This window comes from Flavobacterium sp., from assembly GCF_040379285.1.
Lineage (GTDB): Bacteria > Bacteroidota > Bacteroidia > Flavobacteriales > Flavobacteriaceae > Flavobacterium.
This window is the reverse complement of sequence record NZ_JBEILJ010000004.1, coordinates 44,261-58,699: the sequence shown is the minus strand read 5'-3', so window position 1 is coordinate 58,699 and position 14,439 is coordinate 44,261. Positions and strand designations below refer to the sequence as shown.

At 43.5% G+C, this 14,439-nt stretch carries 11 protein-coding genes; 5 read left to right on the top strand and 6 right to left on the bottom strand.

What is annotated here, in order from left to right; translation table 11 throughout:
* Positions 1-313: 313 nt before the first annotated feature.
* Positions 314-979 carry a hypothetical protein gene (locus ABWO12_RS01890; protein WP_353086728.1) on the bottom strand — a complete coding sequence of 222 codons (666 nt, stop codon included), beginning with the start codon at positions 977-979 and terminating at the stop codon, positions 314-316.
* Between the two features lie 416 nt (positions 980-1,395).
* On the opposite strand from ABWO12_RS01890, the gene ABWO12_RS01885 reads away from it, so the two are divergent.
* Both ABWO12_RS01885 and ABWO12_RS01880 read left to right on the top strand, forming a co-directional pair.
* Positions 1,396-2,577 (top strand): AIR synthase related protein, encoded by a 1,182-nt coding sequence (locus ABWO12_RS01885; RefSeq protein WP_353086771.1) that lies wholly within the window; start codon positions 1,396-1,398, stop codon positions 2,575-2,577.
* Positions 2,578-3,009 (top strand): hypothetical protein, encoded by a 432-nt coding sequence (locus tag ABWO12_RS01880; RefSeq protein WP_353086726.1) that lies wholly within the window; start codon positions 2,578-2,580, stop codon positions 3,007-3,009. It begins immediately after the preceding gene.
* Positions 3,010-3,060: 51 nt separating this feature from the next.
* Here the strand turns inward: ABWO12_RS01880 and ABWO12_RS01875 are convergent, their stop codons facing one another.
* The 5 genes from ABWO12_RS01875 to ABWO12_RS01855 form a co-directional block, all read right to left on the bottom strand.
* Complete coding sequence (locus tag ABWO12_RS01875) at positions 3,061-4,149, bottom strand: peptidylprolyl isomerase (protein ID WP_353086724.1); 1,089 nt, start codon at positions 4,147-4,149, stop codon at positions 3,061-3,063.
* Positions 4,150-4,162: 13 nt separating this feature from the next.
* The gene (locus ABWO12_RS01870) at positions 4,163-5,278 is read right to left on the bottom strand and encodes a peptidylprolyl isomerase (protein ID WP_353086722.1); all 1,116 of its coding nucleotides are present in this window, start codon (positions 5,276-5,278) and stop codon (positions 4,163-4,165) included.
* The gene (gene gldI / locus ABWO12_RS01865) at positions 5,278-5,841 is read right to left on the bottom strand and encodes a gliding motility-associated peptidyl-prolyl isomerase GldI (RefSeq protein ID WP_353086720.1); all 564 of its coding nucleotides are present in this window, start codon (positions 5,839-5,841) and stop codon (positions 5,278-5,280) included. Before gldI ends, ABWO12_RS01870 begins: the two co-directional genes overlap by 1 nt.
* Positions 5,842-5,851: 10 nt before the next feature.
* Positions 5,852-6,856 (bottom strand): DHH family phosphoesterase, encoded by a 1,005-nt coding sequence (locus ABWO12_RS01860; protein ID WP_353086718.1) that lies wholly within the window; start codon positions 6,854-6,856, stop codon positions 5,852-5,854.
* 108 nt (positions 6,857-6,964) lie between these two features.
* A complete protein-coding gene (locus tag ABWO12_RS01855; RefSeq protein ID WP_353086716.1) occupies positions 6,965-8,467 on the bottom strand; it encodes a rhomboid family intramembrane serine protease in 1,503 nt (500 codons plus the stop codon).
* A gap of 451 nt (positions 8,468-8,918) precedes the next feature.
* On the opposite strand from ABWO12_RS01855, the gene ABWO12_RS01850 reads away from it, so the two are divergent.
* The 3 genes from ABWO12_RS01850 (at position 8,919) to guaA (ending at position 14,436) form a co-directional block, all read left to right on the top strand.
* A complete protein-coding gene (locus ABWO12_RS01850; protein WP_353086714.1) occupies positions 8,919-11,867 on the top strand; it encodes a DUF7619 domain-containing protein in 2,949 nt (982 codons plus the stop codon).
* Positions 11,868-12,182: 315 nt separating this feature from the next.
* Positions 12,183-12,749 (top strand): class I SAM-dependent methyltransferase, encoded by a 567-nt coding sequence (locus ABWO12_RS01845; RefSeq protein WP_353086712.1) that lies wholly within the window; start codon positions 12,183-12,185, stop codon positions 12,747-12,749.
* 157 nt (positions 12,750-12,906) lie between these two features.
* Positions 12,907-14,436 carry a glutamine-hydrolyzing GMP synthase gene (gene guaA / locus ABWO12_RS01840; RefSeq protein ID WP_353086710.1) on the top strand — a complete coding sequence of 510 codons (1,530 nt, stop codon included), beginning with the start codon at positions 12,907-12,909 and terminating at the stop codon, positions 14,434-14,436.
* Positions 14,437-14,439 lie beyond the last annotated feature (3 nt).

Here is a 14,439-nt window from a genome sequence, read left to right as displayed (position 1 = left end):
AGGTAAAGGCAAACTCATCCTGCAAAGCATCAAAAACTTTATCGTTGTGCTGCAATACGTGAAAAGGAATGCTTCTAAAGTTTACGAAAACCTTATGTGGTTTTTGTGACATGCTTTTTGACCAAATGATAGTACAAAATGTACGTCAAGGGACCTAAGAATGGGAAAAAGATCATGCCGATAAATAATAACAGGGCACGCGGATTTTTCTCATTACGTTGCACTAACAGTAGGCCATAGATGAGAAGGCCAAATAAGGTTAGAAAAAATAATGCAACAGGGATGGGACCAACTTTTGCCATAATATATAAAATTAATTGGTGCAACACCATGCGAAGGTGGCGAAACAACCGATGAAAAAACAATGGGTTTCTGCTTGAGTGCTAATTGCCGTACAATCGTCGAATGTTCCTAAAGCTTTATGTCTTTTAATGATGTGATTTAGGTGACTTATTGCTGCCGCTGTGTTGAGACCAACACCTACAGAGTAATACGTATTAGATAAAGCACAATCTGTTCCCGATTGGGTAACATAATCCTCATACGCCTGTCGTTTGGTGGTGGTATCGGCAATTTCAGCAACACCCATAAGTAATATTGCAATCTGATTGTCTTCTGTAAATAGTGTTGTTGGAGCTTCTTTCAACGTTCCTTTATACCTTGGTGTCGTGAGGAATACACCTGCTTTGGTAACATCCGCTTGGTAGGTTCCCAAATTGGTTTTGGGATTGAGCGCAATGAGACGATATTGACTTCCAGTACGATGCAATTGATAGGCATTTAAGTTTACAGCTTCTAAATTAAGAAAAAAATGTCGAAACGTACTAAAAGAAAATACCGTTGTTCCTTTAATTTCCTCTTGATGAATGGCTTGAACGCCCGCTTGCCAGAATACAGGCGAGATTAGCTTTTGGGTTTGTGCTTGAGTTAAAGTCCCTCCAAAAAGTGTAACTAGACAAAAAAATAAAAATTTTCTCATAATAAATGGTGTGTAAATGGGCCTACTATCATTTTACGTGCATCGGTTCGGCTTCTTTTCCCCGACCATAAACTACCTTGTTTTTCTAAACTGCATCTTCATTTCCCTTTCGTAGATCGACGTACCTAAGCGCTATTTCCGAATACATTAGAGTCTATGGCCTATTGTGTTATTGGCTTATAATGGAGTAAAAGTAGTGGGTTTTTGATTCAAGTTGGGTGTGCAAAAAGTATACTATTTGTTAAAAATCCCGATTTAAACGTATACAAGCATTTATAATTGACTTTTACCCTATTACGATGGTTTTCCAATTTTAAAATGTGGCTATTGTAATGCATTTTGTTGCTTCAAGCTTCAAAGGGACTCTTGAATCTTTCAATAGAAATACTACCTTTGCAGCACAACACAACATAACAATGGCTGCGCAAACCTCACAACGGTATCATCAACGCGGTGTATCAGCTTCCAAAGAAGAAGTTCACCAAGCGATTCAAAATCTCGATAAAGGATTATTCCCCAAAGCATTTTGTAAAATAGTTCCCGACTACCTTACCGGGGATCCCGATTATTGTTTGATTATGCATGCCGATGGAGCTGGAACCAAATCCTCTCTCGCCTATATGTATTGGAAAACGACGGGTGATCTCTCCGTTTGGAAAGGAATTGCTCAGGATGCATTGATTATGAATATCGATGATCTTTTGTGTGTGGGCGCCGTAGACAATATCTTACTTTCCTCCACTATTGGTCGAAATAAAAATCTAATACCAGGGGAAGTTATTGCGGCGATTATCAACGGGACAGAAGAACTTATTACCGAATTGCGTCAACTTGGAGTTACCATTCATTCCACCGGGGGAGAAACCGCCGATGTGGGCGACTTGGTTCGTACAATTATTGTCGATTCGACCGTAACTGCTCGAATGAAACGCAGTGATGTAATCGACAATGCACGTATTCAGCCGGGCAACGTTATTGTAGGATTGGCTAGTTTCGGACAGGCCACGTATGAACAAGAATACAATGGCGGAATGGGTAGTAATGGACTTACCTCTGCACGACATGATGTGTTTACCCATGCTCTTGCGCAACTTTTTCCTGAAAGTTACGACCCCGCTGTGCCTGATGATTTGGTGTATGCTGGAACGGTAGGTTTAACCGATGCTGTAGAAGGCACACCGTTAGATGCAGGGAAACTAGTGCTTTCTCCCACGCGAACCTATGCGCCTGTGATTAAAGCAATTTTATCAGAAATTGGCGCAGCGGCTATTCATGGCATGGTGCATTGTAGCGGTGGGGCACAAACCAAAGTACTTCACTTTGTCGAAGCAGTTCATGTTATCAAAGACAATCTTTTCCCGATTCCTCCTTTGTTCCAACTCATACAAGAACAGTCAGGTACCGATTGGAAAGAAATGTATCAAGTTTTCAATTGTGGACACCGTATGGAATTGTATGTGCAGCCCGAAACGGCCGAAGCTATTATCGCCATAGCCCATCGTTTTGGGATTGAGGCTCAAATTGTGGGTAGAGTAGAAGCATCTCCACAAAAACAATTGACCATCCAAACGCCTCATGGCACTTTTCTCTATAGTTAAATGAAAATCGATCCCAAAAACGGTCTTGCCCATTTGCTTTTCGGCATGAAAACAAACGATGTCGTCGCGCAACTCGGTTTGCCTAATCGTCAATTTCAAGACGAGGATGGCAACACCATTTATTTGTATGATTCCCACAAATTGCGACTCACGTTTTATGCCGATGAGGATTTTCGTCTAGGCTATGCCATAACTTCACATGCTGACGCTACCTTGCTAGGACATGCGATCATAGGCGAACCCATAACTAAAATTCTTGAAGCGCTTCCCTTTTCTTCCTGGGAAACGGAGGATTTTGATTCTGTAACCAATTATTTTAACGAGTCCAATTGGCTTACCTTACAAGTAGAATATGGGCAGGTGATTCGCGTTGAAATCGGCGCTTTGATTGATGAGGTTTCCGATGTATTTATTTGGCGTTTTAAAGGGTAAATCCGCTGCTATAAAATAATAAAGGCTGTCGTTTTAGACAGCCTTACTTTTTTATTTACTATTGATTTTCAATAATTCAACTTCAAAAATTAAATCCGCTTTGGGAGGAATAACGCCTCCAGCACCGCGATCTCCATACGCCAGTTTGTAAGGAATATAAAACTTGTACTTAGCGCCTTCGGGCATTAATTGTACACCCTCTGTCCATCCCGGAATTACTTGATTTAATCCGAAATCGATGGGTTGGCCGCGTTGTACACTGCTGTCAAATATTTTACCATCGGTCAACATACCAGTGTAGTGCACTTTTACATTACTTGTTGCAACGGGTTTCTCTCCAGTACCGGGTAATAATACGATGTAACGTAATCCACTGGCTGTCATTTGCCCTTTTTCTTCAAACTCTTTCAAGGCTGCCGCATTGGCCAATTTACGTGCTTCTTCTGCTTTTTGCTCTTCCAAGGCAACACTCGCATAGTAATCGCTAAAAACTTTGGGTGCATCAAATGCTTTGGCCGCAGCCCCCTGGCGAATGATGGTTACTTTGGTCATCGGATCGTTTTGAGCTATCGTATTGACAACCTCTTGTCCTGTAATGATTTTTCCAAAAATAGTATGCTTACCGTTTAACCAAGCAGTCTCTTTGTGTGTGATAAAAAACTGCGACCCGTTAGTTTTTGGTCCTGCATTGGCCATTGCTAAAATACCTGGACCCGTAAATTTATCGTCGGTGATTTCGTCTTTAAAAGCATAGCCCGGACCCCCAGAACCGTTACCAGAAGGATCGCCTCCTTGAATCATAAAATCTTTAATAACGCGGTGAAAAATCAAACCGTCATAAAATTTCTTTCCTTTCATGGTACCGTTTACATAGGGATGCGTTCCTTCGGCCAATGCCACAAAATTGGCCACGGTGATAGGCGTTTTTTGATAATACAATTCCAAAAGCATCTTCCCTTTTGGGGTGTCAATTTCGGCATACATTCCATCGGCGAGAGCGGGTTTCTTGGCTACGGGAGCCGCTACGGCTTGGGTTACCTTTGCTTTTGGTTTTGCGGAAGCTTTCTTTGGCGTTTGTGCTTGTGCTACCACGGTACATAACAACAATACGCCTATTCCTTTGAATATTGATTTCATCATTTGAGTTGTTTTATTATGGTTTTACTAATTCTAATTCAAATATTAAATCGGTGTTGGGGGGAATTACTTTTCCAGCTCCAGTTTCACCATAGCCCAGCGCGGCAGGAATGAAAAGCAAAACTGTATCGCCATAGTGCATCAAGTCCAAACCTTCCATAAATCCGGGTATGGCTCCAGCTTTGGCTCCGGCTTGCATCGGTAGGGGAGCATAGCCGCCCATGCCTTCTTTTTGCGCGTTATAATTGCCCATTTTTTTGGCCAAATCCAAACGGCTGGTGTCAAAGAGCGTGCCGTTTTCAAAAAAGCCAGCATACTGCACCAACAAATTATCTCCCATATTGGGTTTTCCACCATTTCCTTTTTCCAATACATAATAGGCCAAACCGCTTTTGGTGACGGTAGCTTTTTTACGAAGATCAGCAAAAAAGCGCTGTTTTTCAGCTTCATACACTTTTAAATTCGCCGCATCGATTTTGGCTTGTTTTTTTTGTTTCTCAGCTTCAGCACGGAAATAATCGGAAAACACTTTGACGGCATCAAACTTTTTAGCGGCTTCTCCTTTGCGGATAATCGTCACACTAATCAATTGGTCGTACAATTTAATCTGTTCCACTGCGTTCATACCATCACCTTCCACACGTCCAAAAATAGTATGCTTCCCGTCCAACCAAGGCGTGGGCACAAGGGTGATAAAAAATTGACTGCTGTTGGTGCCCGGACCCGAATTGGCCATGGCTAGCAATCCGCCTTTATCGAAACGTAATTTTGAGATTTCGTCTTTAAATTTATATCCGGCGTCACCCGAACCCGTTCCAGAGGGATCCCCTGTTTGCACCATGAAATCTTCGGCGTCGCCATTGTTTTTGCAAATAACGCGGTGAAAACGGATGCCGTCGTAGAGATTTTTATCTTTGTATTCCTCCCGTACAAACGGATTCGTTCCTTCGGCCAAGGTGATAAAATTGGCAACAGTAACCGGGGCATTTTCATAATCCAAGCGCAGCAAAATAGTCCCTTTGTCCGTTTCCAATTCGGCATAGAGTCCGTCTTTCAATTGCGCATGTTCGTCTTTGCAACTTTGAAAGCCAAGGGCAAGCACCAAGAATAATCCAGTGAGTAGGTGTCTCATTATTGTTCGTTTAATTTATTTTCAGGTCTAAAATCAGTGAGCGTTACTTTACAAATAATGGGTTCGTTTATTCCAATTCGGCGGTTGTCGCCATGATAGCCATAGGCTATGTGGGAGGGAAATAAAAACGTCACGGTTTCATTTTTTCGCATCAGTTTCAATCCATGTTGGAGTCCCGTAATAATCGTTTGTTTGTCAACGCGGTACGATTGTCCTTTGAGTTCCAAATCGGAATAGATAATATTCCCATTCAAATCCTTGATTTCATAGTCAAAAAAAGCAATATCGCCTTTCTTGGGGCGCAAAGTGTCGGTAGTGTTTTTCTTGTCGTAATAATACCAGTAACCCTTTTTGGAGGCAATGTATTGAATATTGGTATTGCTTTTGATGATGGAATCAATCTTAGTTTCCTCGTTTTTGATGAGTTTTTTGTTCCGCTCTACCGAAGCTTTCATAAATGCTCCTGAAGAATGCGAAACGGGACGGCGGGCTTGTTGTTGTTGGCAACCTACAGTGAGGGTTAACAACGCCAAAACCATAAAAAAAACAAATTTCTTAAACATAGCCATAGAATTAGGGGTGGGATTGGTGTATTAATTTTTCAAAACGTGCTACGGTAGCTTCGAGTGTATCATATGATTTTCCACCCGCTGCATTCTGGTGTCCGCCTCCTTGAAAATGGTCCCGAGCAAACTGATTGACATCAAAGGGGCCTTGGGAGCGGAATGAAATTTTAATCAAACCTTCGTCATGGTGTTCGATAAACAGCGCTGTCAACTGAATGCCCTTGATCGAAAGCCCATAATTCACTATGCCTTCGGTATCGCCTTTCACATAATGGAACGCGTCCAATTCTTCTTGCGACAGGGTGGCATAAGAAGCCTTGTACTCGGGAAACACTTTTAAATTTTGCAACGCCCGACCGAGCAGTTGTAAACGGTCGTAGGAATTGTTGTCGTATAATAAGGTGGGAATTTCAGTATTGGGTACGCCCAAATCGATAAATTCTGCTACAATGCGGTGGGTTTCGCCCGTAGTTTTTGGGAAACGAAATTGCCCTGAATCGGTCATAATGCCTGTGTACAAACAGGTGGCCACCGTTTTATTAATCCATTGGCTTTCGCCTAATTGATGTAAAAAATGATACACCATTTCACAAGTCGAACCGTAACGGGTATCCGAAAAGGTGAATTTTGCATAACTGTCCGCACGTTCGTGGTGGTCGATCATGACCATGGGAACTGGAAGCGTTTTGAGCACCTGCTCCATATCGCCGGTACGATGCAAGGCATTGAAATCAAGGGTGAATACCAACGATTGCTCCTTTAAAAAAGCACTCCAACGGGGACGATCATGCTCAAAAATTGCAACCTCCTCGGCGCCAGGTAACCATTTTAAAAAGTCGGGAAAATCATTGGGTGACATTACTTTTACGGTATGTCCCCCTTGTTGTAGGGCGTGTGCCAAACCGAGTGTACTTCCCATGGCATCGCCATCCGGGTTGCGGTGGGGAATGATCGCAATGGTTTGTGGCGCAGCTAAAACCGAACGTAATGCCAAGTAATCATTTGTATTCATAGCTTGCGAAGGTACTAAAATTTGCGAAATCCAAGAAGGCGTTTCCGTCAATTCCTAGGGTATTTTTTGAAACGTTTTTTGGCTGTTTTTCTTTTAAAAAAACGAAAATTAATTTCGCATGGGGAGTTTGTATTCTCGAGCGACTTCTTGTATTTGTTGGCGAATGCGCCCTCCAATGGATTCAATTTGCAGCTCCATCCTCTCAAGAGGCATTTCGTCGGAGGTTTTTTCTTGTAAAAGGTCTAATTTATACCGAATGAATTTTTCGTGCAACGTACAGTAAGTGATACAATTTTTGGTTAACGCGCGAACTTTCTTGGGGAGTGTTGGGTCGTTGAGGCGATGGAGGAGCGTTTTATTTTTACGCCAATACACTAAGCCTGTTTCCTCCAATTGCTCACGAAATTCGTCGGTAGAGTCCCCATTATATTGGTAACTATCGATGGCAATGGACTCGTTTTGGGCAAATTCTTCCATGGCCGTCCAGTAATGAAAGAGTTGCATGCGTGGCTTGAGGCTAGTGTAGGTGTAGGCATTCCCCCCGATTATGATGAGGGTAAAACCTATAGCGAGTACACTTTGACGCCATAGACTATGGGCGCGAAAAGCATGGTACCCCAAGGCCCAAAGAATTCCTGCGCCGAAGCCGCCCAAATGCGCTGCTGCGTCGATACCATCTTCAAAACTGCCGATTAAATTTAACCCCACAAAAATAGTGATGGCAATCCATGCCGAGGCGTTCATACGGTGGGTGATCGACCGAAACACAAGTGCGGTACACAAAAAGCCAAAAAGACCAAAAACTGCCCCCGATGCCCCAATACAAACGATGTTTTCATTCCAAAAAAGACTGCACGTACTCGCCACGAGACCCGTGCTGAGGTACAAGGCTGCCAGTCCTTTTTTGCCCAAAAAGGGTTCGAGCGACAACCCTACCAGCGCCATTCCGATAGCATTGGAAAGCAGGTGAAACAGGTTGGCATGCAAAAACAAGGCTGATCCCAATCGCCACCATTCGCCGTCGAGGGTATGAAGGGTAAAATTGGCACCCCATTGCACGAGTTGTTCAGGGTTGGCATTCCACGGACTCACTCCGTTGGCTACCATGATGATCCAAAGAAGTACATTTATGCCGATCAACGCGGGTGTGAGGGTATATCCTGGGGCTGGTATGAGTACCGAAAGTGGGGTGTAAAACTGTTTAATAACCGGTGTGGGTTGCAGCCGCTGTGAAATCAGTACCGCTTGTTCTTGCAAACTGGCTTCGAGGTAAGCGTCCTCCAACGGAATTTCAGCGCTTTTCTTCTTGAGGGAATTAAAGGCGTTGATAAACAAATCGATGTTTTTCCCATTGCGACCTCCATCATAGGGTTGGTTCCCGTTGGATACCGAGCGCAGCGCAATTTCACCATCGAGGCATTCTAGGGTAAAGGTTTCATTCCAACTCCCTGCATAGTTGAGGGTAGTGGCAGTGACCGTAGTTTCGGTAATGGCTACGAGCGGCCAGCGCAACTCCCGGCATACGCGAAACGCCAAATACCGGTTGAGCGTGTTTGAACCCTCTGATTGCGGCAGATACCGAACTTCTTGTGCAGGAAAACCAAAAGCCATAAGCGAAAGTAAAGGACAAAGATACGAAGTTGTAGCCCCCCGACCCCCAAAGGGGGAAAAGTTGTCGGTTGGCCCCCTAGCCCCCAAAGGGGGGATGGTTGTCGGTTGGCCCCCTAGCCCCCAAAGGGGGAATAGTTGTCGGTTGTCGGTTGCCGGTTGTCGGTTGCCGGTTGTCTGTTTTTTAGCTTACTGCACACTGATTACTGATCGCTAATTGCTAATTGCTGATGGCTGAACACTGAACACTGCTTACTGCACACTGATGGCTAATCGCTAATTGCTGATTGCTGAACACTGATTGCTGAAACGACTTACGACTTTTTCGACTTACGACTCAAACCACTTACGACTTACGACTAAACTGACTTACGACTTTAAAAAAAACTCCCCAAACTATTGTAAACTCTGTTTTTTTTATATTTTTTTGTATAAAATTTTAAAAACCAATACGATGAGAAAAATTTACGCCTTAGGTTTCTTCTTGTTTTTTGTGACAGTACAAGCGCAGACGATTACTTTTACCGACCCGAATTTTAAAGCAGCTTTGTTGGCAGCCGCACAAGGTAATGGGATAGCAACAAGTTCAAATCTATCTACTAGCATTAAAATAGATACTAATAACGATGGTGAAATCCAGCAAAGTGAGGCCTTGAATGTTTGGGGATTGAATATATCTAACCGCGGGATTACTAACTTGACAGGACTACAATTTTTTACCAACATTCGACAGCTAAATTTGAGTCTCAATCCCATAGCAGGGTTCAATTTTCCTCAGTTGGTGAATTTAAATAACATTACTATCTCAGGCCAAGGATTTCAAAGTTTTCCCGATCCCGACTTGGTCCTTCCTACTACGTTGACAAACATAGGTTTTGAAGGCTTTGATTTTAGCCAACAGTTGCCCAATGTAACGGCCTTTCCAGCATTAACTGGATTGACTTATAACAATTGTAATTTGACTAGTTTCCCGGCAGCGAATTATCCAAACATTACATCACTCGGTTTACCAAATAATAACATTACTACTTTGGATTTGTCGGCGATGATTGCACTGCGTTTTTTGGATATCGATAGTAACGTATTAACGTCACTCGTAGTGCCTTTAGCTCTAGAACAACTTACACTTAAAAATTCTTCTATCACCACGATTAGCCTCCCAGTTAATCTCTACACATTGATACTTGAAAATAATCCAAATCTAACAGATGTAGATTTATCTAGTTCTATTAATATTAATGATATTTTCATTAAAAATAGTCCTCAATTGACAAATTTAAATCTTCCTGTTTCTTCATCACCATTTACAATTCAATTAATTAATTTAGGAATTTCAAGTCTAAACACTACCGGATATTTTGCTCTCAACTATCTTGCAGTAGATAATTGTCCGCTAACAACTCCTCTGGATTTAACAAACAATACCCAGTTGAGCCAATTTATTTATCATAACAACAACCTCACCGATTTTTATTTTACCCCGTCCAACATTCAAAATTTTCCTCAACTTTTTGTATTTTCAATACGTAATGTTCCTATAAACGGTCCGCTGTTCTTTGATTTTACGGGTTTAAATCAATTGGATGCTATTGAGTTTATAAATTGTGGGTTGACTGCAGCGGATATACGGTTTACCTCACAAAACAATAGTGGTTTGCAATATCTTACGTTGTCCAATAATTCACAACTTTCCTCCTTTGATTTGAGTAATTTCGAGAGAGTTTGGAGTCTAGCATTAAATGGTTGCCCCATCAGTTCGCTCAATTTGAATAATTCACAATTCTTGAGCCAACTATTGATTAATGGTAATTTATTGAATCAAATTGATTTAAGTTCCACAGGGGTGACAATATTATCAACCCCCAACGCTCCCAACTTGACCACCATCAATTTGAAAAATGGGTTAACATCGGCATTGAGTGGTTTGGTCTTCCAAAACTGTCCCAATCTCCAATCCATTTGTGGTGATGATAATGAAATCAGTGCCATTCAAACCCGAATTAACCAATACGGCTATACAAATTGTTTTACCAGTCCGTATTGTAGTTTTAATATCGGGGGTACGGCTTATCAACTCAACGGGAATTTGCGTTTGGATTTAAACAACAACGGCTGTAGTCCAACCGATGTCCCCGCTGGAAATGTTCGTGTCGATGTAACCCGCTCGGGAGTAACCGAAACTGGGTATACCACTACAGCGGGTGGCTACGCTTTGGCGGTAAATGCAGGGAGTTATACCATCACTCCCGTGTTGGAGCATCCTACCTATTTTACCATGAGTCCAGCCACGGCCTCGGTAAATTTCCCGACCAATCCGAGTCCGAGTACCCGCGACTTTTGTTTAACGGCCTCTGGGGTGCGTCCTGATTTGGAGGTGGCGTTGTTTCCGCTCAATGCAGCTGTCCCCGGGTTTGTGGCCCGTTACCTGTTGGTATACAAAAACAAAGGCAATACCATACAATCGGGCAGTGTGAGTTTGAATTTCCCCAATACCTTGGCAACGCTTACCAATGCTACTCCCGCAGCGGCCAATCAGTCGGGAGGGAACTTGACGTGGAATTTTAGCAATTTGCAACCCTTTGAATCGCGTACGGTTCTACTTCAATTTACCCTCAATACCCCTATGGCTACTCCGCCCTTGAATAGTGGTGATGTGTTGCCTTTCATAGCGACCGTAACAGGTGCGATTGATCAAACCCCTGCCGATAATACGTTTACGTTGAATCCACCTGTAGTGAATTCGTATGACCCCAATGACAAAACCTGTTTGCAAGGTACGGTTGTGGGAACCAGCGTTATTGGTCAATATGTGCATTATTTGATTCGTTTTGAAAATACAGGCACCTTCCCTGCAACCAATGTGATAATTACCGATGTGATTGATACCAACAAGTTTGACATCAACACCTTGATTCCGCTTCAAGCGAGCCATGCTTTCCGTACACGTGTGGTTCAAAACAACCGTGTAGAGTTTGTGTTCCAAGGCATTAATTTGCCTTTTGACGATGCCAACAACGATGGGTATGTAGCCTTTAAGATCAAAACCAAAAACACCTTGGTGGTCGGCGATACTTTTGACAATACCGCCAATATCTTCTTTGATTACAATTATCCTATCATCACCAATACGGCCAGTACATTGATTCAAAACTTGGGCGTCACAACGTCGGAGCTAGCTACTTTTACTTTGGCACAAAATCCAGTAGGATCCCAATTGACTTTTACTGGATTGAGTGCACCCTTGCAATCGGTATCGATTTATAACACCCATGGGCAGTTGGTGCAATCGGCAATCCATCCCTCGGAAGCAGGTATTAATGTGCAAGGATTGGCTCCTGGCGTGTATTTTGTACAAGGCGTCAACGCTGATGGAACTTCGGTGGTGAAAATGGTGAAGGAGTAGGTTATTAATGGTTGTCGGTTGGCCCCCTAGCCCCCAAAGGGGGGATGGTTGATGGTTAGCCCCCCGACCCCCAAAGGGGGAGTAAACTAGTTCAAATTAAATTAGCAGATATGACTAAGGTCAAACGTCTAACGTCTAAGACGACTTACAACTTAAGACTGTACACTGAACACTGCCCCGACTGAACACTGCGACTGCGACTGTGACTGCGACTGAGACTGCGACTGCGACTGCAACTGCGACTTCCCCCTGCAACCGAAACCGCGTATCCAGATTTTTTCCTTATTTTAGCCCCGAAGCACAGATACCGAGCCTATGGATTGGAAGAAAAAACTCAAATGGTTGCGCAAGCGACTCACATGGAATTACAAATATGCCATTGGCAAGTGGGACAATATGGGGAGTGAGGTCGATCGTTACAATGCGATTGTGAGTCTGATACGCAGTTGTACTATCCCCGAACCCCGTATTTTGGACTTAGGGTGTGGATATGGGGCACTCATGCAGTACCTCAAGCCCGAGGATTACTCGTATTGTTTGGGGGTTGATCTTTCGGATACAGCCATTTTGAAAGCGCGCAAACAAAAGTATCCGAAATGCGATTTTAGAGTAGGCGACATTCACCGTTTTACACCGCCAGGGACTTTTGACATCATCCTTTTTAACGAAGTGCTGTACTACCTTGATAACCGAACGGAAGTGGCCTTGCGCTATGCAGGGTTTGCCCAACCCAGTGGCTATATGATTGTGTCGCTATATAATTTGAAGGAATCGATTGTTGCCGACCTGTCGAAGGAATTTACCTTTGTTGAAACGCGGGTGGTACACGACAATGACCGTCATGTGGTGTGGGGGATAAACTTGTTTAAACTCTTCCGTTAGGAGCGATAACCCCGGTGCGGATTGTTTACAACCGCCAAAAATTGTGAAAAAGTTGCCGTGAAACCCTTCGGTAAAATTCAGGCATGTCCATTATTTTGTCTAATTTTACATCCATTATTTTGGCCTTCAGGTCGCTTATTACGACAACACAACACCCATGCAACACAACGTACTTATTCTCGATTTTGGTTCGCAGTACACGCAGCTTATTGCCCGACGCGTTCGTGAACTCCACATTTTTTGTGAAATTTTTCCTTACAACCAACTGCCAGAAGATTTATCGTCTTTTAAGGCCGTGATTCTCTCAGGGAGTCCGTTTTCGGTTCGTGCCGAAGATGCCCCACATCCCGATTTGAGTCAGATTCGCGGTAAACTCCCCCTGTTGGCGGTTTGTTACGGAGCACAATATTTGGCCCATTTCAATGGGGGCGAAGTGGCTCCGAGCGCAACCCGAGAATACGGGCGAGCAAATTTGACGTACATCAAAGACGATGAGGACTTTTTTGAAGAAATCGCTTTAAATTCCCAAGTCTGGATGAGTCACAGCGACACCATTAAATCGTTACCGCCCCAAGGCATTCGTTTGGCGAGTACCAAAGATGTGGAAAATGCTGCCTATCGTTTGGAAGGCGAACCCACGTATGCCATTCAATTTCACCCCGAAGTGTACCACTCCATCGATGGGAAACAATTGTTGGAGAATTTTTTAGTTAAAATAGCCCAAGTGCCTCAAAACTTTACCCCCAATGCCTTTGTGGAAGATATTGTGGTAGAATTGCGCGAGAAAGTACAAAATGACAAAGTGGTCTTAGGACTTTCTGGAGGTGTAGATTCAACCGTGGCCGCCGTTCTTTTGCACAAGGCTATCGGCAAAAATTTGTATTGTATTTTCGTGAATAACGGATTGTTGCGCAAGAACGAATTTGAAAATGTTTTGCAGCAATACCAAGGAATGGGACTTAATGTAAAAGGGGTTGATGCTTCGGCACGTTTTTTGACCGCTTTGGAAGGCATCAGTGATCCAGAAACCAAGCGCAAAACCATCGGTCGGGTTTTTATCGAAGTTTTTGACGATGAAGCCCAGCAATTGACCGATGTAAAATGGCTTGCTCAAGGGACCATTTATCCCGATGTGATTGAGTCGGTTTCGGTCAAAGGACCTTCAGCAACGATCAAATCGCATCACAACGTAGGTGGGTTGCCCGATTTTATGAAATTAAAAATTGTGGAGCCGCTTCGCATGTTGTTCAAAGATGAAGTACGTCGCGTAGGCGCTTCGTTGGGCATCGATGCTGAATTGTTGGGACGCCATCCGTTTCCTGGACCGGGCTTGTCGATTCGTATTTTGGGTGACATTACCTCCGAGAAAGTACGCATACTTCAAGAGGTAGACGCCTTGTTTATCGAGGGCTTGAAAGCACATGGACTCTATGATAAAGTCTGGCAAGCGGGGGCTATTTTGCTACCAGTAAACAGTGTAGGGGTGATGGGCGATGAGCGTACCTACGAAAAAGTAGTGGCCTTGCGTGCGGTAGAATCGACCGACGGAATGACTGCCGATTGGGTACACTTGCCTTATGATTTTTTAATGAAAATCTCCAACGAGATTATCAATAAAGTGCGCGGGGTTAATCGCGTGGTGTATGACATCAGTTCTAAGCCCCCAGCCACGATTGAATGGGAATAACGA